The organism is Streptomyces sp. MI02-7b (assembly GCF_033793585.1).
Classification (GTDB): domain Bacteria; phylum Actinomycetota; class Actinomycetes; order Streptomycetales; family Streptomycetaceae; genus Actinacidiphila.
In genome coordinates this window covers 203,006-226,620 of sequence record NZ_JARAWX010000010.1, presented here as the reverse complement: position 1 = coordinate 226,620, position 23,615 = coordinate 203,006, and the positions used below count along the sequence as shown (strand labels likewise).

The window sequence follows — 23,615 nt, the reverse complement described above, 5'->3', positions numbered from 1 at the left end:
AGCATGCACATCGACTGGGCTGCCCTCGGCTCCGTCTTCGGCGTCAGCCTCGCCGCCACCGTGGGCCTCGTGGGCCTCTTCACCCTCGGCGTCGTCGGCCTGTCCCGGCCGGCCACGACCGGCGCCGGCCAGGGCGCCGTGGTGCGCACGGGCGCGTACGCGTGCTTCGCGCTGTGCGCGGCGGCCGTGGCGTACGGGATCTTCCTCATCGTCGCCTGACCTCCCGCCCCGCGGCGCGAACTCGGCCCCGGCTCCCGGCCCTTCCGGTTGTGAGCTGGGGTTTCCGCGTTTCCGGGCCGCTACGGGGTGAGTTGACGGGCCGGATCGGCGCGTGGTGGTATCGGAACCGCCACACGGCGGCAGGAGAGGAAGTCCGGTGCGAATCCGGCGCGGTCCCGCCACTGTCACCGGGGAGCGCGCCTCCACCAGCGGCCACGGCCCGTACCACGGGCTGGAAGGCCGGGGGTGCCGCCGATCCGGGAGCCAGGAGACTCTCACCGCCGGTCACGTCGAGCCAGGGCGCGGACCCTGAGTGAGGACACCAGCGATGGGCGGCAGCCGCCGTACACCCGACGCCGGCTCTGCCGCGCCGTCGGTCTTCGCCGCCGGGGCGGTCCTCGGCTGGCTGGCCGACCTCGCGCTCGCCGACCCACGACGCGGACATCCCGTCGCCGCCTTCGGGCGCGCGGCAGGCGCACTGGAGCGCGTGCTGTGGCACGACCACCGCGGACGGGGCGCCCTGTACACCGCGGTGTGCGCCGGGGGCGCCGCGGCGGTCGCCGCTGGGACCGCGCGCGCCGTACGCCGTTCCCCCGCCGCGTCCCTGGCCCTGACCGCGGCCGCGACATGGGCGGTGCTGGGCGGTACGTCGCTGGCGCGCGAGGCGCGGACGATCGGCGCCGCCCTTGCCGCCGGGGACACCGCGGCGGCCCGGGCCCGGCTGCCCCACCTGTGCGGGCGGGATCCGCAGGCCCTGGACGAGCGGCAGTTGGCCCGGGCGGTCGTCGAGTCGGTCGCCGAGAACACCTCCGACGCCGTCGTGGGCGCCCTGGTGTGGGGCGCTCTGGGCGGTGTGCCGGGACTCGTGGGCTTCCGCGCGGTCAACACCCTGGACGCGATGGTGGGTCACAAGTCCCCGCGCTTCCGCCGGTTCGGCTGGGCGTCGGCCCGGCTGGACGACGTCGCCGGCTTCCCCGGCGCCCGGCTGACCGCCGCGCTCACCGTGCTGGCGGGCCCCGACCGGCGGGGCGCCTGGCGCGCCTGGCGCGCGGACGGCGGCCGGCACCCCAGCCCGAACGCCGGTCCCGTGGAGGCCTCGTTCGCCGGGGCGCTGGGCGTACGGCTCGGGGGGACGCTGGCGTACGGGGGCCGGATCGAGCACCGGCCGGTGCTCGGCGCCGGAAACCGGGCGGTGGAGGTGGCGGACATCGAGCGCGCGGTGCGGTTGTCGCGGCGCGTGAGCCTGCTGGCCCTGGCGGTCACGGCCGGCGGCCGGCCTGCCTGGCGCCGGCTCACCCGGAGGGGGAACGCATGAGCGGCGGCGCGCTGTTGGTCGCGGGCACCACGTCGGACGCCGGGAAGAGCGTGGTCACCGCCGGCATCTGCCGCTGGCTGGCCCGGCAGGGGGTGTCGGTGGCCCCGTTCAAGGCGCAGAACATGTCGCTGAACTCGTACGTCACGCGCGAGGGCGCCGAGATCGGCCGCGCGCAGGCCATGCAGGCGCAGGCCGCGCGCGTGGAGCCGTCCGCGCTGATGAACCCCGTGCTGCTCAAACCGGGCGGCGACCGCACGAGCCAGGTCGTCCTGATGGGCCGCCCGGTGGGCGAGATGAGCGCGCGCGGCTACCACAACGGGCGCCGCTCGGAACTGCTGGAGACCGTCACCGCCTGCCTGGAGGAGCTGCGCTCCCGGCACGACGCGGTCATCTGCGAGGGCGCTGGCAGCCCGGCCGAGATCAACCTGCGGCACGGCGACATCGTCAACATGGGCCTGGCCAGGGCCGCGCGGCTGCCCGTGGTCGTCGTCGGCGACATCGACCGGGGCGGGGTCTTCGCGTCCTTCTTCGGCACGACCGCGCTGCTGAGCCGCGAGGACCAGGAGCTGGTCTGCGGCTATCTCGTCAACAAGTTCCGCGGCGACGTCTCGCTGCTGGAACCCGGGCTGGAGATGCTGCGCGGGCTGACCGGGCGCCGCTTCTACGGTGTCCTGCCGTACCGGCACGGGCTGGGCATCGACGAGGAGGACGGGCTGCGGGTGTCCCTGCGCGGCACCGTGCGGGAGTCGAACACCGCGCCGCCGCACGGCGAGGACGTGCTCCGGGTCGCCGTGGCGGCGGTCCCCCTGATGTCCAACTTCACCGACGTCGACGCCCTGGCGGCCGAACCGGGTGTGATCGTGCGCTTCGCCGACCGGCCCGAGGAGCTCGCGGACGCCGACCTCGTCGTCCTGCCCGGCACCCGGGGCACCGTCAAGGCGCTGGAATGGCTGCGCCGGCGCGGGCTCGCCGACGCGATCGTGCGGCGTGCGGCGGAGGGCCGACCGGTCCTCGGGATCTGCGGTGGTTTCCAGATGCTGGCCGAGTCCATCGACGATCCCGTCGAGTCGCGGGCCGGTCTCGTGCCGGGCCTCGGCCTCCTGCCGGTCCGGGTGCGCTTCGCGCCCGGCAAGACCCTGGCCCGGCCGTCCGGCAAGGCCTACGGCGAGACCGTCGAAGGGTACGAGATCCACCACGGCGTCGCCGACGTCCGCGGTGGCGACGAACCGTTCCTCGACGGCTGCCGCACCGGTTCCGTCTGGGGCACCCACTGGCACGGCTCCCTGGAGAGCGACGGCTTCCGCCGCGCCTTCCTGCGCCGTGTCGCCGAGGCCTCCGGACGCCGTTTCGTCCCGGCGCCGGACACGGCCTTCGCGGCGCTGCGCGAGGAACAGCTCGACCGTCTCGGCGACCTCGTCGAGGAGCACGCCGACACCGGCGCCCTGCTCCGTCTCATCGAGTCCGGGCCCCCGCCCGGTCTTCCCTTCGTCCCGCCGGGAGCGCCGTGAACCGCCCGCCTCGGCCGTGCCGTGACGTCCGTACCCTCGAGGAGGCAGCCGCGTGAGCACCCCTTACCCCTTCACCGCGATCGTCGGGATGGAGGACCTGCGGCTGGCGCTGCTGCTGAACGCGGTGAGCCCGGCCGTGGGCGGCGTGCTGGTACGCGGCGAGAAGGGCACCGCGAAGTCCACGGCGGTGCGGGCGCTGGCGGCGCTGATGCCGCGGGTGGACGTGGTCGCGGGCTGCCGCTTCAGCTGTGATCCGGCGGCGCCGGACCCGGCGTGCCCGGACGGCCCGCACCCCTCCGCGGCGGAGCCGGCGTCGCGGCCGGCGCGGATGGTGGAACTGCCGGTGGGCGCGTCCGAGGACCGCCTGGTCGGGGCGCTGGACATCGAACGGGCCCTGGCGGAGGGCGTGAAGGCCTTCGAGCCGGGTCTGCTGGCCGACGCGCACCGCGGCGTGCTGTACGTGGACGAGGTGAACCTGCTCCACGACCACCTCGTCGACCTGCTGCTGGACGCCGCCGCGATGGGCGCGTCCTACGTCGAGCGGGAGGGCGTCTCCGTGCGCCATGCCGCGCGGTTCCTCCTCGTGGGCACGATGAACCCCGAGGAGGGCGAACTGCGCCCGCAGTTGCTGGACCGCTTCGGGCTGACCGTGGAGGTCCGGGCGTCCCGGGAGACCGACGAGCGGGTGGAGGTCGTGCGCCGCAGGCTGGCGTACGACGAGGACCCGGCGGCGTTCGCCGCCGAGTGGGAGGCCGAGGAGGGATCGCTGCGGGCCCGGATCGCCGCGGCGCGGGAACTGCTCCCCTCGGTCCGCCTCGGGGACGGCTCGCTGCGCCAGATAGCCGCGACGTGCGCGGCCTTCGAGGTGGACGGCATGCGCGCGGACATCGTCATGGCGCGCACGGCGACCGCGCTGGCCGCCTGGGCGGGCCGCACGGAGGTGACCGACGCGGACGTGCGGCAGGCCGCCCTGCTCGCGCTGCCGCACCGCAGGCGCCGCAACCCCTTCGACGCGCCCGGCATGGACGAGGACAAGCTCGACGAGACGCTGGAGCAGCACCGCGGCGGGGACGAGGACCCCGACCCCGGCCCCGAGCCGGACGGGGGTCCGGACGGCGGCGGCGACGGCCCCGGCGGTGGCGGCCGGCCGCCGCGGGCCGACGACGGGACGCCGCCGGACGCACCCTCGGAAACCGCCGCGGACAGCGACCCGGACGGCACCCCCGGCGCCGCGCCCGGCGCCGGTGCGCCCCGCGAGCAGGCGGCGGTGCCCTCGGCGGAGCCGTTCACGGCGCGCGCCCTGACCGTGCCGGGCCTCGGCGAGGGCGCCGCCGGCCGCCGGTCCCGGGCCCGTACCGCGCACGGCAGGACCACGGGCGCCCGCCGCCCGCGCGGCACGCTGGGCAAGCTGCACCTGGCGGCGACGGTGCAGGCGGCCGCCCCGCACCAGCGGGACCGCGGCCGCGGCGGACCCGGGCTGGTGATCCGCCGGGACGACCTGCGCGAAGCGGTGCGCGAGGGCCGTGAGGGCAACCTCGTGCTGTTCGTGGTGGACGCGTCCGGCTCGATGGCGGCCCGGCGGCGCATGGGCGCGGTCAAGGGCGCGGTGCTCTCGCTGCTGCTCGACGCGTACCAGCGGCGCGACAAGGTCGGGCTGATCACCTTCCGCGGCACGGGCGCCGAACTGGCCCTGCCGCCGACCTCGTCGGTGGACGCGGGCGCGGCGCGCCTGGAGAAGCTGCCGACCGGCGGCCGCACCCCGCTGGCCGCCGGGCTGCTCAAGGCACACGAGGTGCTGCGCGTGGAGCGGCTGCGGGACGCCGCGCGCCGCCCGCTGCTGGTGGTCGTCACCGACGGCCGGGCGACCGGCGGCCCCGAGCCGCTGCCCCTGGCGTCGCGGGCCGCCCGGCTGCTGGCGGCCGGCGGTGTCGCGTCGGTGGTCGTCGACTGCGAGACCGGGCCGGTCCGGCTGGGTCTCGCCGGCGTGCTGGCCCGCGAACTGCGCGGTACCGCGGTGACGTTGGACGAGCTGCGCGCGGACAGCGTCGCGGCACTGGTGCGGGACGTACGGAGGGCCGCGTAATGCCACAGGGACAGCCGAGTGTCGTGCCGGAGGACGGGCTGACCACGCGCCAGCGCCGTAACCGGCCGCTGGTCATGGTGCACACCGGCACCGGCAAGGGGAAGTCGACCGCTGCCTTCGGGCTCGCGCTGCGGGCGTGGAACCAGGGCTGGCCGGTCGGGGTGTTCCAGTTCGTCAAGTCGGCGAAGTGGAAGGTCGGTGAGGAGCGCGCGCTGCGCGTGCTCGGCGCCTCCGGCGAGGGCGGCACCGTCGCCTGGCACAAGATGGGCGAGGGCTGGTCCTGGTTGCAGCGCGACAGCCGCGACGTCACGGAGAGCGAGGACGCCGCCCGCGAGGGCTGGGAGCAGGTGAAGCGGGACCTGGCCGCCGAGACCTACCGGCTCTATGTGCTGGACGAGTTCGCCTACCCGCTGCACTGGGGGTGGATCGACACCGACGAGGTGGTCTCGGTGCTGCGCGAGCGGCCCGGCACCCAGCACGTCGTCATCACCGGGCGCAACGCCCCGCAGCCGCTGCTGGACTTCGCGGACCTGGTCACCGAGATGGGCAAGGTGAAGCACCCGATGGACGCCGGCCAGAAGGGCCAGAGGGGCATCGAGTGGTAGCCAGGCTCGTCGTCGCGGCCCCGTCCTCGGGCAGCGGCAAGACCACGGTGGCCACGGGCCTGATGGCCGCCTTCGCGGAGTCCGGGCTCGCGGTCTCCCCGCACAAGGTGGGCCCGGACTACATCGACCCCGGCTACCACGCGCTGGCCACGGGCCGCCCGGGCCGCAATCTCGACGCGTACATGTGCGGTCCCGAGCGGATCGCGCCGCTGTTCCTGCACGGGGCGCGCGGGGCCGATCTCGCGGTCGTGGAGGGCGTCATGGGGCTCTTCGACGGGGCCTCGGGAATGGGTGAGCTGGCGTCCACCGCGCACGTGGCGAAACTGCTGCGGGCACCGGTGGTGCTGGTCGTCGACGCCTCCTCGCAGTCCCGGTCGGTGGCGGCCCTGGTGCACGGCTTCGCCTCCTGGGACCCGGAGGTGCGGGTCGCCGGCGTCATCCTCAACAAGGTCGGTTCCGACCGCCACGAGGAACTGCTGCGCGACGCCCTGGACGGCGCGGGCGTACCGGTGCTGGGCGCGCTGCGCCGGGACGCCGCGGTCGGCACGCCCTCCCGGCACCTGGGGCTGGTGCCGGTCGCCGAACGGCGCGCGGACGCCGTGGAGGCGGTACGGACCCTGGCGGCGCGGGTACGGGCGGGCTGCGACATGGACGCGCTGCTGGCCCTGGCACGCAGCGCTCCCCCGCTCGCGGACGAGCCCTGGGACCCGCGGGCGGCGATCGGCCCGGCCGCCCCCGTCGCCGCGGGCAGCCGGCCGGTGGTCGCCGTGGCGGGCGGCGCGGCGTTCACCTTCTCCTATGCCGAGCACGTCGAGCTGCTCAGCGCCGCCGGGGCGGAGGTCGTCACCTTCGACCCGCTGCGCGACGAGCGGCTGCCGCGGGACACCGCGGGGCTGGTCGTCGGAGGCGGCTTCCCCGAGATGCACGCGCCCGAGCTCTCCGCCAACGCGCCGCTGCGCGAGGCGGTCGCGGCCTTCCCCGGTCCGCTGACGGCGGAGTGCGCCGGGCTGCTGTACCTCGCGCGCGAACTCGACGGACGTCCGATGTGCGGGGTCCTGGACGCGACGGCCCGCATGTCCGAGCGGCTGACGCTCGGCTACCGCGAGGCGGTCGCGGTGGCGGACAACGTGCTGGCGGCGGCCGGAACGCGGGTGCGGGGGCACGAGTTCCACCGCACGGTCGTCGAACCCGGCGCGGGCGCCGTCCCGGCCTGGGGATTCACCCGACCCGAGCGGCGCGTGGAGGGCTTCGCGCGGGGCGCCGTCCACGCCTCGTACCTCCACGTGCACTGGGCCGCCGAGCCCTCCCTGGCACGGCGGTTCGTGGCGGCCTGCGCGAACGCGGGCGCGTGAGCGAAGTGCCGGCCGCCGCGGACCTGGGCCACCCGACCGTCCCCGCCACCGGGAACACGGCCGCCATCGCGCCTCGCCGCCGCCCCACAGCAGACAACGGGCAACCAGCGGCCCGGCACCCACGCGCGACCGCGGCCATCGGCACCGCCCCGCCCCGGAACTCCCCCACGACCGAAATGCCGCCGCCTGACGGGCGAAAGCCGGTCGCCGCGGGCCCGGGCCACCCGGTCGTCCCCGCAAGGGCGCACCGTCGCCGTCCCACGGCAGGCAACAGGCAACCAGCGGACCGGCATCCGCGCCTGAGCGCGCCGGCCCGGGCGTTCGCCGGGGCCGGGCGGCGCGGGGTGGGCAGGACCGCCGCATGAGCGTGGTCGTCGGGGTCGGCGCGGGGCGGGGCGTGGCGGCGGCCGAAGTGCTGGCACTCGTACGGCGGGTGCTGGCCGTGGCGGGCGTGGGGAGCGCGTGCCTGGCCGCGGTGGCCACCCTCGACGCCCGGGCGCGCGAGCCGGGGATCGCGGCCGCGGCCGAGGCGCTCGGGGTGCCCCTGCTGGCGTACGACGCCGATACGCTGGCCGCCGTGGATGTGCCGACGCCCTCCGGAGCCGCGCTGGCCGCCGTGGGAACGCCGTCCGTGGCCGAGGCGGCGGCGCTCGCCGCGGCGCCCGGCGGCGAACTGCTCGTCCCGAAGACGAAGTCCGTCCCCGACGGCGGGGGCGCGGCCCGGGCGACGGTCGCGGTGGCGCGCCGGCGTGGCCCCGCGGCAGGCACCAACGAGGAGAAGGCACCGTGAGCATCCCGCCCGAGGACGTACTGGAGCGGCGTGTCGAGGCGGCGCTGGGCGGCGGACGCCGGACCCCGCAGGACCTGGCGGGCACCCTGGTGCTGCTCGTCGCCGCCGGGTCCCCTGAGCCGGCGGACAACGCCGAGGCGGTGCGGGCGGCCCGCCTGCTGTGGGAGGGACGCGGGTACGCGGGCGTGGAGACCGCCTTCGTGTCCGACGCGGCCCCCGACGTCCCGGCCGGACTGGACCGCTGCCGGCGGCTGGGGGCGCGGCGGATCGTCGTGCTGCCCGCCGTCCCGGTGGACGGGGACACCGCCCGGCGGGCCCGGCAGCAGGCGGAGGGTTGGGCGGAGGCGCACCCCGGGCTCGACGTCCGCTGGGCGGGCGCGCACCCCGCCGAGTCCGCCACCGAACCCGACGACGGCCACGACCTGCGCCACCACGGCGACGCCGAGGTGCGCGACGGCGGCGGCACGCTCACCGACCTGGCCGTCAACGTGCGCGCCGGAACGCCCCCTGCCTGGCTGCGCGAACACCTCACCGCGGCCCTGGACGGCCTCGCCGGCTACCCCGACGGGCGGGCCGCGCGCCGGGCCGTCGCGGCGCGGCACGGCAGGCCGCCGGAGGAGGTGCTGCTCACGGCAGGCGCGGCGGAGGCGTTCGTCCTGCTGGCCCGCTCGCTCGGGGCACGCCATCCGGCCGTGGTGCACCCGCAGTTCACCGAGCCGGAGGCGGCGCTGAGGGACGCCGGGCACAGCGTCCACCGCGTGCTGCTGACCGCGGGGAGCGGATTCCGGCTGGACGCGGACGCCGTGCCGGCACGGGCCGATCTCGTGGTGCTCGGCAATCCGACGAACCCCACCTCCGTCCTGCACCCCGCCGAGGAGATCGTGCGCCTGGCGCGTCCCGGCCGCACTCTGGTGGTGGACGAGGCGTTCATGGACGCGGTGCCCGGCGAGTACGAGTCACTGGCCGCCCGGCGCGATGTGCCGGGCCTGCTGGTGCTGCGCAGCCTGACCAAGACGTGGGGGCTCGCGGGGCTGCGGGTGGGCTACGTCCTGGGCGACCGGGAGCGGATCGCCGCGCTGGAGCGGGCGCAGCCGCTGTGGCCGGTCTCCTCGCCCGGTCTGGCCGCGATCGAGGCGTGCTGCGGGCCCGCCGCGCGCGACGAGGCGGAGCGGGCCGCCCGCGGGATCGCCTCCGACCGGGGGCATCTGCTCGCCCGGCTGGCCGAGTTCGACAGCGTCGAGGTGGCCGGCCCGGCGCTGGGTCCCTTCGTGCTGGTGCGCCTGCCGGGGGCGGCGGCGGTCCGTGAGCGGCTGCGGGAACTGGGCTTCGCGGTGCGCCGTGCGGACACCTTCCCCGGGCTGGGGCCGCAGTGGCTGCGGCTCGCGGTGCGCGACCGGGAGACGACGGACCGCTTCGCGGTGGCGCTGGCCAAGGCGGTCGCGGTCAGTTCCTGACGCCGAGCGCCTGCAGGTCGACACCGCCCAGGGCGGGCTGGACGTAGGCGTTGGTCAGGCGGGCCGAGCGGTAGTTGAGCCGTCGGTCGTAGAGGAACGGCAGCAGGGTGCCGCGGTCCTGGGCGGTGGAGTCGACGGTCCGCCACAGGTTGTCGGCGGCGTTGCGGTCGGTCGTCGTGTCGGCCTCGTCCATCAGGGCGTTGATCTCGCGGTCGTCGAGGGCCGCGTAGTTGCTGGGGCTGCCGGGCAGCAGCAGGGGCCGCAGGAAGCCGGCCGGCGACGGCCAGTCGGACTGCCAGGTGATCAGCGCGATGCCCCAGCCCTTGGCCTTGAGCTTCTTCTGGTCGGCGAGCACGGAGTAGTAGTCGGCCGGATCGGGCGTTTCGACCGTGGCCTTGACGCCGATCGTCGCGAGCTGGTCGCGCAGCGACTGGGCGGCCCGGCGGGCGACCGGGTCGCTGCCCGAGGCGGCGATGACGGTGCTGAACCCCTTGGCGTGGCCGCACTCGCCGAGGAAGCGCCGGGCCTGCTCGGGGTAACTGCCGCCGGTCACGGTGCCGTAGGTGTCCAGGTGGCGGTCGTGGCCGCCGACGGTCGGGGGCAGCATGCCGCCCGCGATGTCGCCGGCGTCCGCGCCCCCGAGGGCGTCGCGCAGGACACGCCGGTCGGCGGCGTACTGCACGGCCCAGCGGCAGCGGTAGTCGTCGAAGGGCGCGACGGCGGTCTGCAGCGAGAAGTAGCGCACGGCCCCGGTGGTGACGAGGTCGGCACGGGACTTCAGGGTGTCGTCGGCGAGGATCCTGGCGCGGGCGGCGTCCTGCACCCCGGTCTGGGCGGCGTCGAGGTCGGCGGTGCCGTCGAGCAGCGCGGTGTCCACGGCCGCGGCGTCGGGGGCGATCGTCAGCTCGACGGTGTCCGGCAGCGCGGTGCGTATGGAGTCGGTCGACGCGTCCCACCGGTCGTTGCGGACGAGCGTGAGCCCCTTGGCGGCGTCGTAGGAGGCGATCCGGTAGGGACCGCTGGCCACCGGCTGCTTCTCGTAACTCATCCGGCTGTCCTTGCCCTTGGGCACGGGCGAGGACATGGGGAGGGCGAGCACGTACGGGAAGTCGGCGAAGGGCGCGTCGAGGTGGAAGACGATCGTGCGGTCGTCCGGGGTGCCGACGCTCTTCAGGCCCAACTGGTCCGGGTCGGTGTCCTTGTAGGGGCCCGGATAGTTCTGGCCCTGGTCGAGCAGGTCGCGCAGATGCGTGGGGCCACCAGCGGAGAGGTCGGCGGCGAAGCTGCGCTCGATGCCGTACTTGACGTCCTTGGAAGTGATGGGCGTGCCGTCCTCGAAGGCGATGTGCTCCTTGAGGGTGTACGTGTAGGTGCGGCCGCCGTCCGAGATCCGCCCGGTGGTGGTGGCGAGGTCCGGGGCGAGGCGGGTGCCCGCGGCACCGGGCTGCGGGGCGAAGTCGACGAGCTTGCGCAGGTAGAGGCGGCCGAGGTTCCACACCAGTGGGGAGTAGGTGCGGGCCGGGTCGAGGGAGTCCGGCGCGTAGGCGGAGATCAGCCGCAAGGTGCCGCCCCTGGCCGCGGAGGGGCTGACGGCGCCGGTGAGCGCCCCGTTGTAGCCACCGGTGGACCTGCGGGCGGCGATCAGGTCCTGGGCGACGGGAGTGACCGGGTCCTTCTTCTTGTCGCCGCCGAAGGGGTTCACGACGACGGCCACGGTGATCAGCACGGCGGCTACCGCGGCGGTGGCCGCGCCGATGACACCCCAGCGGCGGCGCGGCACGCGGGGGCCGGGGACGGGGGGCGTCGGCGTGGAGTCCCAGCCGGGGCGCTGCGCGGGGACGGCCCAGGGGCCGTAGGACGGGGGGTTGTAGGCGGGGTGCTGGGGCATCGGGGCCTGCTGCGGCGGCGCAGGCAGTGCGCGCGGGGCGGTGGGCGGGGTGCGGGAGGCGAGCCAGCCGCTCAGCCGGTCCTTCATCTGGCCGGCGCTCCGCGGGCGCAGTGCCGGGTTCTTGGACAGGGCCGACAGCACGATCGCGTCGAGCGCGGGGGGCACCGTCGGGTTGCGGGCGGAGGGCGGCATCGGCGTCCGGTGGACGTGCGCGTACATCACGCCCAGTGGGGTGGCGCCCGTGAACGGCACGGTGCCGGTGAGGAGTTCGGTGAGCATGCAGGCGACCGCGTACAGGTCGCTACGGGCGTCGACGGCGTCGCCCGCGCACTGCTCGGGGGACATGTAGCCGGGCGTGCCGATCGCCGAGCCGGTGCCGGTGAGGCCGGTGAGGGAGTGCACGACGCGCGCGATGCCGAAGTCGGCGACCTTGACCGCTCCCCCGGTGGTGATCAGCACGTTGGAGGGCTTCACGTCCCGGTGCACCAGGCCGCGGGCATGGGCGTGGGCGAGCGCGTCGAGGATGTCGCAGGTGATGCGGACGGCCCGCTCGATCTCCATCGGGGCCTGGTCGCGGGCGAGTTCGGACAGGGTCCGGCCCTCGATGTGCTCCATGACGAGGAAGGGGACGACCGCGTCCTGCGTGGTGATCTCGTCCTGGTCGTGGACGGTCACGATGCCGGGGTGGTTGAGTCCGGCGGCGGCCCTCGCCTCGCGGGCGAAGCGGCGGCGGGCCTCGGGATCGCGGGCCAGCTCCGGCAGCAGGGTCTTGAGTGCGACGGTGCGGCCCAGACGCGTGTCGTACGCGAGATGGACCCGGGCCATCCCCCCGGACCCGAGCAGCGCCCGGATCTCGTACCGTCCCCCGAACATGAGACCCCCCGGCCCCGTCCGCGGCGGGTGCGCGGACACTCCCCATCAGGGTAGTGGAAACAGCCCTTTTGCGACGTCGGCCGTACCCGCCTGTGGACAACGGCCGTGGAGGGCGGCTGCGGACACGCGGCACACGCCGCCGCCACCGCCCTCCACGGACCTCTCCCCCCTGACCCCCGAACCGCCCCCGGGGTCACCCGGACCCGTCAGTCCCGGGCGTTCTGGGTCGCCGTCCTGCGGCGGGTCATGCGGATCACGACGAAGCCGACGGCGAAGAGCAGCACCGAACCACCCGCGAGGTAGGGCGTCATGCTGCTGCTGCCGGTCTCGGCGAGGTTCCCTGCCACGGCCTGGGCGGACGGGGCGGAACCGGGCGATCCGCCGGCGTCCACCGGCTCGGGGGACGCGCTCGGCTCCGCCGACGTGCTGGGCGGCTCGGACTCGTCGCCGGGCTGCGGGGTGGGCGTCGCGCTGTCCTCGTCGTCCCCGCCGGGCTTGCCGCCGCCGTGGCCCCCGCCGTGGTCACCGTCGTGACCGCCGCCGTGGCCCCCGCCGTGGTCGCCGCCCCCGCCGCGGCCCGGCGTCTCGCAGGTGGCCTGCACGAGCGTGACCGTGCCCTTGACGTCGGCGACGTTGAGCTTGAGCGGATCGATGGAGACGTTGAGCTCCAGGGCGGTGGCCGCGGCGGTGCGCGAGGTGACGACCCTCTTGGCGAGGTCGAGCCGGACCTCGCCGACACCGGGCACCCTCACCTCGGTGGGACCGCCCGCGGTGACCCGGACGCGCTTGCCGAGCACGGTGACCCAGCCCGGCAACTCGGTGTCGGCGACGGGACGTTCGCCGGCCTCGCAGGTGGCCCGGGAGGTGATCGCGTCGGCCTTGATGAGCCCGATGAGCGGCAGTCCGGGGACATGGACGCGCGCGTGCACCAGGTTGGCGTACCCCTCGGCCTTGTGGCGGTCGACGGTGGCCCGGGCGGTGGCGACATCCGCCTGCAGGACGCTGAACGGGCGTCCGCGGTCGACGCCGTCGAGGGTCGCGGTGAGCGCGGTCTCGTCGGCGCTCGCGGGCGCCTGGACCTCGTTGAGCGTGAGGTCGAGCGGCACGTCGACGGTCTTGTTGAGCAGGGACACGTCCAGGCCGGTGCGCAGGACGACGGCACCGGCCTTGCCGGAACCGCCGTGCGACCCCTCGGTGGCCGCGGCCGGGGACGCCGGCCCGAGCGCGAGGGCGCCCGCCGCCAGCGCGACGGCGGCCCCCAGCGAGGCAGCCGAGCGGCGTGCGGGCATGCTGAAGGGAGAGCTGTACAAGGTGGAAAACCCCCAACTGGTCATGGAGTCGCCACAGCGCCGCTGAAGGGGACAGCGCGCTCGCCGGGCGACCTCGACCCCGTAATGATTTACGTACAGAGAGTGAACCGGCACCGTCCTGACGCCGGTTCACTCCAAAGGGTGGTTTTCGTCCCCGTATTCGAACCTTCAGGCACGTACGTTCCCGTGCGTCACACCTGCGCTCGCGCGTATTCGAGCAGCTTCGCGAAGTCCAACGCTCCAGGATCACCGTGGGTGTTGTGGCAGAGCAGCCCCGCCGCCACATAGGTGCGGGTCGACGTCGACAGGGAGGCGATCGGCTGCTCGCCCACGGGCTCCGCCGCCAGCACCTCGGCCTCGCCGGTCGCCTCGGCGACGGCGGTGCCCTCCCATCCGGGCGGCACGGCGGTCCCGGCGCGCACGATCCGGTGCTTGCCCGGGGTGAGTTCACGGCTCGCCACCCACACGTCGCCGTGCGGCAGCCGGACCAGCCAGGGGTGGTCGGCGGTCGCCACCACCTCCCCGGCGGAGGTGGTGATCCGCCAGCACTCCTTCCTGGCCGGGTCGTTGCGTGTCACCACCCCGCGCCGCCACAGCCTGCGCCCGCCCTCCTCGTCGAACGAGGCGATCTCGTCCCCCACCCGGAGGTCCCCCGCGCGCACCGGGCCGCCGTCGGCACGCAACACCGGGGTTTCGGGGTGCACGCAGTTCTCCGGGACGTGCTGGTGCCCGCAGATCCCGTTGAAGGCGTTCCACTGCCGCGCGGTCATCCGCTGGCCGCCCGCGCTGCCGTACGACCTGGGGTAGGGAAGCCACAGCTTCGGACCGCTCAGGGGCACGTCGTGCTCGGTGTGCATCCAGGCCAGGAAGGCCGCGAGTTCGCGCAGTGCCCACTGGGGCGCCTTCGGCCAGTACACATGGCCGGGCGTGGTGCCCCAGTCCTCGTGGGTCTCGGGGTCGCAGGTGCCGACGAGCTCCACCTGGCAGACGTTGAGGGTGTTGGTCTCCACGCCGCCCGGCCGGTTGACCAGGGCGCGGGAGGAGATGTCGATGTCGAAGTGCTGGTACCAGACCAGCTTCTGGCGGGCGAAGTCCGGCTGCGCGGTCAGATTGGGGGCGCTGGAGCCCTCGTCGTAGGAGGGCACGGACCTGCCCTCGGTGGTGTGCAGCACGATGGCGTTGACCTCCATCGCGTCCCCGCCGTAGTCGTCCTGGTACCAGTACCTGCGCGATGCCCCCGGATACTTCTGCGGCCCCTGCCTGGTCATGGTGCTCCCCGTCCCGTCGTGCGGATTCGGCCGGTTGTACCGATCGCAGCACGCCGCGGCAGGCCGGGCCCGCCGATCCGGGCGGAATCACCCGAATCGGGGTGGAGTGTGGTAAACCCGCGTCCGGGAGTACCGGCCGCGCGGGATCAGCCGACGACGCGCCCGCGCAGCACCACGCGCCGGGGCGCGGTCAGGACACGCACGTCGACACGGGGGTCGGCCTCGTAGACCACGAGGTCGGCGGAGGCGCCCTCGGTGAGGCCGTCCCTGCCGAGCCACTCGCGGGCGGACCAGGTCGCGGCCGACAGGGCGTCGAGCACCGGGATCCCCGCGGTGACCAGTTCGGCGACCTCACCGCCGACGAGGCCGTGCGCGAGGGAACCGCCGGCGTCGGTGCCGGCGAAGATCCGGATGCCGGCGTCGTGGGCCGCCCGGACGGTGTCGTAGCGACGGGCGTGAAGCCGCCGCATGTGGTCCGCCCAGCGCGGGAACTTGGCCTGGCCGCCGTCCGCGAGCCGCGGGAACGTCGCGATGTTGACGAGCGTGGGGACGATCGCCACGCCGCGTTCGGCGAAGAGCGGGATGGTCTCCTCCGTCAGGCCGGTGGCGTGCTCGACGCAGTCGATGCCCGCCTCGACGAGATCGCGCAGGGAGTCCTCGGCGAAGCAGTGCGCGGTGACCCGGGCGCCCTCCTCGTGGGCGGCGGCGATGGCCTCCTCGACGGCGCCGCGCGGCCAGCAGGCGGACAGGTCCCCGGTGTCGCGGTCGATCCAGTCGCCGACCAGTTTCACCCAGCCGTCGCCGCGCCGCGCCTCCTGGCGGACGTAGGCGACCAGGTCCTCCGGCTCGACCTCCCAGGCGAAGTTGCGGATGTAGCGCCGGGTGCGGGCGATGTGCCGGCCCGCGCGGATGATCCGCGGCAGGTCCTCGCGCTCGTCGATCCAGCGAGTATCTGAAGGCGAACCCGCGTCGCGGATCAGCAGGGTGCCGGCGTCGCGGTCGGTGAGGGCCTGCTTCTCCGAGGTGTGCGGTTCGACGGGGCCGTGGTGGTCCAGGCCGACGTGGCAGTGCGCGTCGACCAGGCCGGGCAGCGCCCAGCCCTCCACGGTGGTGACGTCGCGGACGCCGGCCGGGCGGTCGTAGGTCACGCGGCCGTCGACCACCCACAGCTCGTCCCGGACGTCCTGCGGCCCGGCCAGGATCCGGCCCTTGATGCGGAGCGCCGGCGCCGGCGCCTGGTGATCAGCCATGTCCGCACTCTACGAGGCCGCGAGTACGCTCGGGCCCGTACAGCCCTCGAACAGCACCGACGAAGGAAGCAGCGCCGCCGTGTCCCACCCCCTCCTTGACCTGCCCCCGCTGACCGCCGGCCGCTTCGCCTCGATCGAACGGAAGGTCGCGGCCCTGCTGCGGACCGGGAACGACGTGGTGATCACGCAGGGCGAGGCGCTGCTGCCGCTGGAGGGCTGCATCCGCTCCGGCGCGCGGCCCGGCGGGACGGCGCTCAACGTGGTGACCGGGCCCTACGGGCAGACCTTCGGCGACTGGCTGCGCGACGCGGGCGCCCACGTGGTCGACCTGGAGGTGCCCTTCCACGCCGCGGCCGGCGCCGGGGACGTGGCGCGGGCACTGGCCGAGCACCCGGGCATCGACTTCGTCTCCCTGGTGCACGCGGAGGCGGCGACCGGCAACACCAACCCTGTCGCGGAGATCGGCGAGGTCGTGCGGGCGCACGGGGCGCTGTTCATGGTGGACGCGGTGGCCTCGGTGGCGGCCGAGCCGCTGGAGGTCGACGCGTGGGGCGTGGACCTGTGCGTGATCGGCGCCCAGAAGGCGATGGGCGGTCCCGCGGGCGTGTCCGCGGTCTCGGTGAGCGAGCGGGCCTGGCGGCGCTTCGCGGAGAACCCGGCGGCGCCGCGGCGCTCGTACCTGTCGCTCCTGGACTGGAAGCGGCGCTGGATCGACACCGGCCGCAAGGCGCTGCCGCACGCGCCCGCGCAGTTGGAGATGCTCGCGCTCGAAGCCTGCCTGGAGCGCATCGAGGAGACCGGACTCGGCACGGTCCTCGCCCGGCACCGCGCCGCCGCCGCGGCGACCCGGGCCGGCGCCGCCGCGCTCGGCGCCGCGCTGGAGCCCTATGTGCACCGCGCCGCCGACGCCGCACCGGTCGCCACGACGCTGCGCACCCTGGACGGCGTCGCCGCCGACGGCCTGGTGGCGCGGGTGCTCGCGGTGGACCCCGCGCTGCCCCTGGTGGCCGGCGGCGGCGCGCTCGCCGGGGAGATGGTCCGGGTCAACCACTACGGCCCCGACGCCTCCCTCGACGTCGTCCTGCGCACCCTGCGCGCCGTCGGGGCGGCCCTCGACGTGACGGACCCGGCCGCCGCCCTCGCCGCGGCCGAATCCGCCTGGACGGGCTGACCGGTCGCATCGAATTCGCGTGCGGAATTCCCCGCGGGGAATTCCGCACGCGAAATGTATTCCTCTTGCCGTGCTTATTCGCCCATGATCTCCTGCCCAGCGCCCCCGGCCCCAAACGCCAAGATTTCATAGACGTCACGTGACGATTTTCCGCTGTGATCGACACCATAAAGTGGTCGTTCTTCCCCGGAATATCCGGGTGAACCCACCGTAACCGCCGGGGTTTCGCGCGCCTGATACCAGCGGTCCCGACCGCGCACAAGGCCGCGGAGACATGCGGAATGAAATTCCGGCCGCTACGTTGTTCTCGCATGACCGCCGCAAGTGAATTGCTGCTCGACACCCCGGCGATCGAGGACGGGACCGCCCTGTGGCGTATCGCCCGCGATTCCCGGACGCTGGACCTGAACTCCCCCTACAGCTATCTGCTCTGGTGCCGGGACTTCGCCCGGACCTCGGTGGTGGCCCGCTCCGCACGCGGCGGACGCGAGGAGGCAGTGGGCTTTGTGACCGGCTACGTACGGCCGGACAGCCCGCGCACCCCCCACCGGGGATCAGGCGCATATGGAGACGGAGGGGGCGGGGTCGTAGGGGTGGATGTTCTGGACGCTGCGGGATATTTGTGCGCACCATCCGGGCAGGGACGGGATGAGCAAGTGCTGGAAACGCGCGTAAATATCCCAGTCCAGGACGTGCAGCCCCGGAGGCACCGCACCCGGCCCCCACGACACGCGCGCCGGGGCGCGTGACTTCACAGGGCACCCGGGAGGGCGGGCGGGGAAAAAACCTCCCCGCACAGCCAGCGCAGCGTCAGGCGTCGCGGCGCCCATTGAAGCGGCGCGGCACCCCCCGCGGATTCGCGTCCCGCAACTCCGCCGGCAGCAGCGCCTCCGGCGCGTCCTGGTAGACGACGGGCCGCAGCCAGCGCTCGATCGCGGTACCCCCCACGGACGTGGACGTCGACGTGGTGGCGGGGTACGGGCCGCCGTGGTGCATGGCGGGGGCGACGGCGACGCCGGTCGGCCAGCCGTTCACCACGACGCGCCCGGCCAGCGGGGTCAGCCTGCGCAGCAGCTCCGCCCCGGCGCCGGACGGCTCCGCGCCGGACGCCTCGGCCTCGCCGAGGTGCGCGGTGGCCGTGAGGTTCCCGGGGAGCCGGCCGAGCACGCCCTCGACCTCCTCCGCGTTCGCGTACCGCGCGATGACCGTCACGGGCCCGAAGTGCTCCTCCAGGAGCACGTCGTGGGCGCCGCCGCCCTCCGCCAGGCGGGCCGCCGGGACGGAGACGAAGCCGGCCCGCACCAGGTGCTCGCCGCCGTCGCCGGGCTCGACGGGCGCGTCCACATCGGGCAGCGCGGTCAACTCGCCGACGCCCGCGATGAAGTTGTCCCGCATGCGCGCGTCGAGCAGCGTGCCCGGCGTGACGTCGCCGACGGCCGCCGCCAGGGACTTGAGCAGCCGGTCGCCCGCCTCGCCCTGCGGTGCGAGGACGAGGCCCGGCTTGACGCAGAACTGCCCGACGCCGAGCGTCATCGCCCCGGCGAGGCCGGCGCCGATCTGCTCGGCGCGCTCCTCCGCCGCGGCCTCCGTGACGACCACGGGGTTGAGGCTGCCCAGCTCGCCGTGGAACGGGATCGGCACCGGCCGCGCGGCGGCCGCGTCGAAGAGGGCGCGCCCGCCCCGTACCGACCCGGTGAAGCCGGCGGCGGACACGAGCGGGTGCCGGACGAGGTCGATGCCGGCCTGGAAGCCGTGCACGACGGAGACGACGTCGGCGGGGAGACCGACGGCGACGGCGGCGCGGCGCAGCGCGTCCGCGCACAGCTCGCTGGTGGCCGGGTGGTCGGGGTGCGCCTTGACGACGACGGGGCAGCCCGCGGCGAGGGCGCTCGCGGTGTCGCCGCCGGGCACGGAGAAGGCGAGCGGGAAGTTGCTGGCGGCGTAGACGGCCACGACGCCCAGCGGGATCTTCCAGCGCCGCAGGTCGGGGCGGGGCGGGGCGAGCGAGGCGTCGGCGTGGTCGATGATGACGTCGAGGTAGGCGCCCTCGTCCACGATGTCGGCGAAGGCGCGCAACTGGTAGGCGGTGCGGCCGAGTTCGCCGGTGAGCCGGACCGGCCCGAGGGCGGTCTCGGCATCGGCGGCCTCCAGGATGCGAGGGCCGGCCTCCTCCAGGAAGTCGGCCGCGGTGCGCAGCAGGCGGGACCTGACCTCGCGGTCGGCCAGCGCCGGGGAGGCGGCGGACGCGGCGCGCACCACGGCGTCGACCTCCTCGGCCGTGGCCTCGGCGGCGACCTGCTCCCGCTGCTTCCCGGTACGGGGATCGACGCTCCACACTGGTACGGCCACCGCGGGTACCTCCAGGCCTTCCGTTCGATATGCTGAACAGCATCCGCAACTGTGAATCTGTTCGGGAGCCTACTTGCGCGGGTCCCGGCCGAACAAGAGGGGTCCCATGGCTGCAGGTGAGGGCGGCGCGCAGGTCAAATCCGCGGTGCGGACGGTGGAACTGCTGGAGTTCTTCGCCGGCAAGCCCGGCATGCACAGTCTCGCCGCCGTGCAGGAGGCGGTCGGCTACCCGAAGTCCAGCCTCTACATGCTGCTGCGCACACTCGTCGAGCTCGGCTGGATCGAGACCGACGCGACCGGCACCCGCTACGGCATCGGGGTGCGCGCCCTGCTGGTCGGCACCTCGTACATCGACGGCGACGAGGTCGTCGCCGCGGCCCGCCCCACCCTGGACCGGCTCTCGGACGACACCAGCGAGACCATCCACCTGGCGCGCCTCGACGGCACGAGCGTGGTGTACCTGGCGACCCGTCAGTCCTCGCACTACCTGCGGCCGTTCACCCGCGTCGGCCGGCGGCTGCCGGCCCACTCGACCTCGCTCGGCAAGGCGCTGCTGGCCACGTACACCGACGAGCAGGTCCGCAAGCTGCTGCCGGAGACGCTGGAACCGCTGACCGAGCACACCCACACCGACCGCGAGAAGCTGATCGCCGAACTGCGCCAGATCCGCGAGCAGGGCTACGCGGTGGACCGCGAGGAGAACACCCTCGGCCTGCGCTGCTTCGGCGTCGCGATCCCCTACCGGACGCCCTCCCGGGACGCGATCAGCTGCTCGGTGCCGGTGGCCCGGCTGACCCCGGCGCACGAGCAGCTGATCAAGGACGCCCTCTTCGACGCGCGCGACCGGCTCACCCTGGCCACGCGCCGGCTGTGAAGGCCCCGGTCGGCACTCCTCCCGCAGGACCCGGACCGCGCCCGGCCGGACGCCACCGGACACCAGTACCGCCGCGGTCACCGGCCCGCGGGAACGCGCCGGTGCGGCAGGGGCTGGCCTGAACATCCCCTAGGATCAAGGGAGTTGGGGCGCCGCACGCTGCCGTCCCAGGACTTGGAGGACCGGTGCGTCTCCCCCGCTCCCTTTCCGGCTGGACCATGGCCGTCTTCGGTCTGCTCGCCGCCGCGCTCGGCATCGTCGGGATCGTCTCGCCCGCCGTGCAGCTGTCCCTGCTCGGCTTCCACCGGCCGGACGCCCGCGCGGGCGGGGACTACACGCTGGTCTTCCTCACCGCCTCCTCCATGGCCGCCCTCAACATGGGCGTCTACTATGTGCTGGCCGCGCTCGCCGACTGGCGTGCCTTCTTCCGCTGGACCGTGCCCTTCCGCCTGCTCACCTTCACGGTCTTCACCACGGCCGTGATCATCGGCCGGGCGCCCTCCGGTTTCCTCGGCGTGGGCGTGTGGGAGGGCGTCGGCGCCCTCGTGACGGGCACCGCGCTCTGGTACGAGGGCCGGCGCGCGCCGGCCCGTCCCGCGCCGGCGGTCTGAGCGACCGTCCCGGCCGGACGGGTATCAGCCCGCGTACGGCTCCGGCACCTCCCCGGGCCTGGCCAGGAAGCGGAAGTCGCAGCCGGTGTCGGCCTGGGTGATCTGGTCCTGGTACAGCGCGCCGTATCCGCGGCCGAAGCGCGGCGGTGGCGCCTGCCACCGGTTCCGGCGGCGTGCCAGCTCGGCGTCGTCGACCTCCAGGCGCAGGGTGCGCGCCCCGACGTCGAGAGTGATCCGGTCGCCGGTGCGGACGAGGGCGAGTGGCCCGCCGACGTACGACTCGGGCGCGACGTGCAGGACGCACGCGCCGTAACTCGTGCCGCTCATCCGGGCGTCGGAGATCCGCACCATGTCCCGGACGCCCTTCTTGAGCAGCCGGCCGGGGATGGGGAGCATCCCGTACTCCGGCATACCCGGCCCGCCGAGCGGGCCGGAGCCGCGGAGCACCAGGACGCTGTCCTCGGTGATGCCGAGGCCGGGGTCGTCGATGGTGCGCTGCAGCGTCCGGTAGTCGTCGAAGACGACGGCCGGGCCGGTGTGCCTCAGCAGGCGCGGCTCGGCGGCGATGTGCTTGATGACGGCGCCGTCCGGGCACAGGTTGCCGCGCAGGACGGCGACGCCGCCCTCGGCCGCCAGCGGGTGGTCCAGCGGCCGGATGACGTCCTCGTCGTGCACGCGGGCACCGGCGAGCTGCTCGCGCAGGGTGGCGTGGCCGACGGTCGGCCGGTCCAGGTGGAGCCGTCCGGCGTCCCGCAGCCGGGTCAGGAAGGCGGGCAGGCCGCCCGCGAAGTGGAAGTCCTCCATCAGGTACCGGCCGCCGGGACGCACGTTCGCCAGCACCGGGACCGTACGGGCGATCCGGTCGAAGTCGTCCAGGGTGAGCCGGACGCCGCTGCGCCCGGCCATCGCGATCAGGTGGATCACGGCGTTGGTCGAGCCGCCGAGGGCCAGCACGGTGGCCACCGCGTCCTCGTACGCCTCGAGCGTGAGGATCGCCGGCAGCCGCAGGTCCCGCCGCACCAGGTCGACGATCCGCATCCCGGAGGCCGCCGCCATCCGGTCGTGCCCGGAGTCCACGGCGGGTATCGACGAGGCGCCGGGCATCGTCACGCCCAGCGCCTCCGCGGCGGCGGTCAGCGTGGAGGCGGTGCCCATGGTCATGCAGTGGCCCGGCGAACGGGCCAGGCCGCTCTCGAGCTCCGCCATCTCGCAGTCGCCGATGAGGCCCGCCCGTCTGTCGTCCCAGTACTTCCACATGTCGGTGCCGGAGCCCAGCACTTCGCCCCGCCAGTGTCCGGGCAGCATCGGCCCGGCAGGGACGAAGACGGCCGGCAGGCCGGCACTGGCGGCGCCCATGAGCAGCGCGGGCGTCGACTTGTCGCAGCCGCCCATCAGGACGGCGCCGTCCACCGGGTAGGAGCGCAGCAGCTCCTCGGTCTCCATGGCGAGCAGGTTGCGGTACAGCATGGGGGTCGGCTTCTGGTAGGTCTCCGAGAGCGTCGCCACGGGGAACTCCAGGGGGAAGCCGCCCGCCTGCCACACCCCCCGCTTGACCGCCTGGGCGCGGTCGCGGAGATGGACGTGGCAGGGGTTGATGTCGCTCCAGGTGTTGAGGATCGCGATCACCGGCTTGCCCAGGTGCTCCTCGGGCAGGTAGCCCAGCTGCCGGGTGCGGGCCCGGTGGCTGAACGAGCGCAGGCCGTCCGTGCCGTACCACTGGTGACTGCGCAGCTCCTCGGGCGTCCTCATCGGCCGGTGGTCCTTCCGTGCGCGGCGGGCCGGCTCACAGGTCCCAGCCGGCGATCAGGGCGGCCACCCGCGCGCGCCGGTCCCCGGGGAGCGGGTGGCTGGGCGGCCGTACGTCGCGGCGGCACTTCCCCAGCGCCGCCAGTGCCTCCTTGACCACGGACACGTTGTGCGCCGACCGGCCCTCGGCCCGCAGGTCCTCGAACTCCCGCACCCGCTCCCAGACCTTCATGGCGGCGGAGCGATCGCCGGCGCGCAGCGCGCGCAGCATCTCCAGGGAGATCCGCGGCGCCACATTGACCAGGCCCGAGGTGAAGCCGGTCGCGCCGACCGCCCAGTGGGCCGGTGCGTACAGCTCGGCCAGGCCCGCGACCCAGGTGAAGCGGTCGAGCCCGGCGTCCCGGGCGACGGCGGCGAAGCGGGCCGGGTCCGGCACGGCGTACTTCACGCCGATGACGTTCGGGCACAGGTCCCCGAGCCTGCCGATCAGGGCGCCGTCCAGCGCGGCGTCCCGGACGTAGGGAACGACGCCGAGCTCGGGAACGGAGTCGGCGATGGCCCGGTGGTAGTCGACCCAGCCCTCCGGGGAGACGTAGGGGTGGACGGGCTGATGGACCATCACCGCTCCCGCACCCGCGTCGCGTGCGTGCCGGGCGGCGGCCACCGCGGTGGGCAGGTCGAGACCCACACCGGCGACGACCTGGGTGCCGGGGTCCGCCTCGGCCACGGTGAGCTCCACGACCAGGCGGCGTTCGGCCGGGTCCAGCGCGTAGAACTCGCCGGTGTTGCCGTTCGGCGTGACGGTGCGGACCCCGTGGTCGAGCATCCGGCGCAGCAGCGCCCGGTACGTGCCGCGCGCCACTCCTCCGTCCGCGCCGAAGGGGGTCACCGGGATCGCGACGACGTCGGCGAGTGCGGCGGACTGCTCTGCGAATGCCATGCGGTTGCC

The 23,615-nt window shown here is 74.9% G+C and carries 18 protein-coding genes, 2 pseudogenes and 1 riboswitch; of the genes and pseudogenes, 13 read left to right on the top strand and 7 right to left on the bottom strand.

Features of this window, described 5'->3' with window-relative positions; genetic code table 11:
* The first annotated feature begins 3 nt into the window (after nucleotides 1–3).
* From PV364_RS18965 to cobC, 9 genes and pseudogenes are all read left to right on the top strand, one after another.
* Nucleotides 4–219, top strand: a complete 216-nt coding sequence (locus PV364_RS18965; protein ID WP_319661244.1) for a hypothetical protein — start codon at nucleotides 4–6, stop codon at nucleotides 217–219.
* A 145-nt stretch (nucleotides 220–364) separates the two neighbouring features.
* Nucleotides 365–494, top strand: a riboswitch (cobalamin riboswitch).
* A 53-nt stretch (nucleotides 495–547) separates the two neighbouring features.
* Nucleotides 548–1,534, top strand: coding sequence for a cobalamin biosynthesis protein (locus PV364_RS18960; protein ID WP_319661243.1), 987 nt, complete (start codon nucleotides 548–550; stop codon nucleotides 1,532–1,534).
* Nucleotides 1,531–3,042, top strand: a complete 1,512-nt coding sequence (locus PV364_RS18955; RefSeq protein ID WP_319661242.1) for a cobyric acid synthase — start codon at nucleotides 1,531–1,533, stop codon at nucleotides 3,040–3,042. The genes PV364_RS18960 and PV364_RS18955 overlap by 4 nt, the downstream gene beginning before the upstream one ends.
* Nucleotides 3,043–3,094: 52 nt before the next feature.
* The gene (locus tag PV364_RS18950) at nucleotides 3,095–5,125 is read left to right on the top strand and encodes a putative cobaltochelatase (RefSeq protein WP_319661241.1); all 2,031 of its coding nucleotides are present in this window, start codon (nucleotides 3,095–3,097) and stop codon (nucleotides 5,123–5,125) included.
* Nucleotides 5,125–5,730 (top strand): cob(I)yrinic acid a,c-diamide adenosyltransferase, encoded by a 606-nt coding sequence (cobO, locus tag PV364_RS18945; RefSeq protein WP_319661240.1) that lies wholly within the window; start codon nucleotides 5,125–5,127, stop codon nucleotides 5,728–5,730. The genes PV364_RS18950 and cobO overlap by 1 nt, the downstream gene beginning before the upstream one ends.
* Complete coding sequence (locus PV364_RS18940) at nucleotides 5,724–7,082, top strand: cobyrinate a,c-diamide synthase (protein WP_319661239.1); 1,359 nt, start codon at nucleotides 5,724–5,726, stop codon at nucleotides 7,080–7,082. Before cobO ends, PV364_RS18940 begins: the two co-directional genes overlap by 7 nt.
* 361 nt (nucleotides 7,083–7,443) lie before the next feature.
* Nucleotides 7,444–7,872 (top strand): cobalamin biosynthesis protein, encoded by a 429-nt coding sequence (locus PV364_RS18935; RefSeq protein WP_319661238.1) that lies wholly within the window; start codon nucleotides 7,444–7,446, stop codon nucleotides 7,870–7,872.
* Nucleotides 7,869–8,180, top strand: a pseudogene (locus tag PV364_RS41285) (CbiX/SirB N-terminal domain-containing protein); the annotation flags it as partial. The gene PV364_RS18935 and the pseudogene PV364_RS41285, both read left to right, overlap by 4 nt.
* 114 nt (nucleotides 8,181–8,294) lie before the next feature.
* On the top strand, nucleotides 8,295–9,326 hold the full coding sequence (gene cobC, locus PV364_RS18930; RefSeq protein ID WP_415924574.1) for an Rv2231c family pyridoxal phosphate-dependent protein CobC: 1,032 nt from the start codon (nucleotides 8,295–8,297) through the stop codon (nucleotides 9,324–9,326).
* On the opposite strand, the gene PV364_RS18925 is transcribed toward cobC, so the two are convergent.
* From PV364_RS18925 to PV364_RS18910, 4 genes are all read right to left on the bottom strand, one after another.
* Nucleotides 9,316–12,087: an ABC transporter substrate-binding protein gene (locus PV364_RS18925; RefSeq protein WP_319661236.1), complete on the bottom strand. Its 2,772-nt coding sequence runs from the start codon at nucleotides 12,085–12,087 to the stop codon at nucleotides 9,316–9,318. The two genes, cobC and PV364_RS18925, sit on opposite strands and share 11 nt — an antisense overlap.
* A 206-nt stretch (nucleotides 12,088–12,293) precedes the next feature.
* Nucleotides 12,294–13,376 (bottom strand): SCO1860 family LAETG-anchored protein, encoded by a 1,083-nt coding sequence (locus PV364_RS18920; RefSeq protein ID WP_319661235.1) that lies wholly within the window; start codon nucleotides 13,374–13,376, stop codon nucleotides 12,294–12,296.
* Nucleotides 13,377–13,588: 212 nt separating this feature from the next.
* Nucleotides 13,589–14,665, bottom strand: coding sequence for a Hint domain-containing protein (locus tag PV364_RS18915; RefSeq protein WP_319661234.1), 1,077 nt, complete (start codon nucleotides 14,663–14,665; stop codon nucleotides 13,589–13,591).
* Between the two features lie 146 nt (nucleotides 14,666–14,811).
* The gene (locus PV364_RS18910) at nucleotides 14,812–15,915 is read right to left on the bottom strand and encodes an amidohydrolase family protein (RefSeq protein WP_319661233.1); all 1,104 of its coding nucleotides are present in this window, start codon (nucleotides 15,913–15,915) and stop codon (nucleotides 14,812–14,814) included.
* Nucleotides 15,916–15,994: 79 nt separating this feature from the next.
* Here PV364_RS18910 and PV364_RS18905 point away from each other — a divergent pair, with 79 nt between their 5' ends.
* Together PV364_RS18905 and PV364_RS18900 are read left to right on the top strand one after the other, a co-directional pair.
* A complete protein-coding gene (locus tag PV364_RS18905; protein WP_319661316.1) occupies nucleotides 15,995–17,086 on the top strand; it encodes a pyridoxal-phosphate-dependent aminotransferase family protein in 1,092 nt (363 codons plus the stop codon).
* 311 nt (nucleotides 17,087–17,397) lie between these two features.
* A pseudogene (locus PV364_RS18900) lies at nucleotides 17,398–17,628 on the top strand (diaminobutyrate acetyltransferase); the annotation flags it as partial.
* 268 nt (nucleotides 17,629–17,896) lie between these two features.
* On the opposite strand, the gene PV364_RS18895 reads toward PV364_RS18900, so the two are convergent.
* Nucleotides 17,897–19,435 carry an aldehyde dehydrogenase (NADP(+)) gene (locus PV364_RS18895; RefSeq protein WP_319661232.1) on the bottom strand — a complete coding sequence of 513 codons (1,539 nt, stop codon included), beginning with the start codon at nucleotides 19,433–19,435 and terminating at the stop codon, nucleotides 17,897–17,899.
* A gap of 106 nt (nucleotides 19,436–19,541) precedes the next feature.
* Between PV364_RS18895 and PV364_RS18890 the strand changes: the two genes are divergently transcribed.
* Both PV364_RS18890 and PV364_RS18885 read left to right on the top strand, forming a co-directional pair.
* A complete protein-coding gene (locus tag PV364_RS18890) occupies nucleotides 19,542–20,309 on the top strand; it encodes an IclR family transcriptional regulator (protein ID WP_319661231.1) in 768 nt (255 codons plus the stop codon).
* A 218-nt stretch (nucleotides 20,310–20,527) separates the two neighbouring features.
* Nucleotides 20,528–20,920 carry a hypothetical protein gene (locus PV364_RS18885; protein ID WP_319661315.1) on the top strand — a complete coding sequence of 131 codons (393 nt, stop codon included), beginning with the start codon at nucleotides 20,528–20,530 and terminating at the stop codon, nucleotides 20,918–20,920.
* Nucleotides 20,921–20,944: 24 nt separating this feature from the next.
* On the opposite strand, the gene araD is transcribed toward PV364_RS18885, so the two are convergent.
* On the bottom strand, nucleotides 20,945–22,669 hold the full coding sequence (gene araD / locus PV364_RS18880; protein WP_319661230.1) for an L-arabinonate dehydratase: 1,725 nt from the start codon (nucleotides 22,667–22,669) through the stop codon (nucleotides 20,945–20,947).
* Nucleotides 22,670–22,703: 34 nt separating this feature from the next.
* Nucleotides 22,704–23,606, bottom strand: coding sequence for a dihydrodipicolinate synthase family protein (locus tag PV364_RS18875; RefSeq protein ID WP_319661229.1), 903 nt, complete (start codon nucleotides 23,604–23,606; stop codon nucleotides 22,704–22,706).
* Between the last annotated feature and the right edge of the window lie 9 nt (nucleotides 23,607–23,615).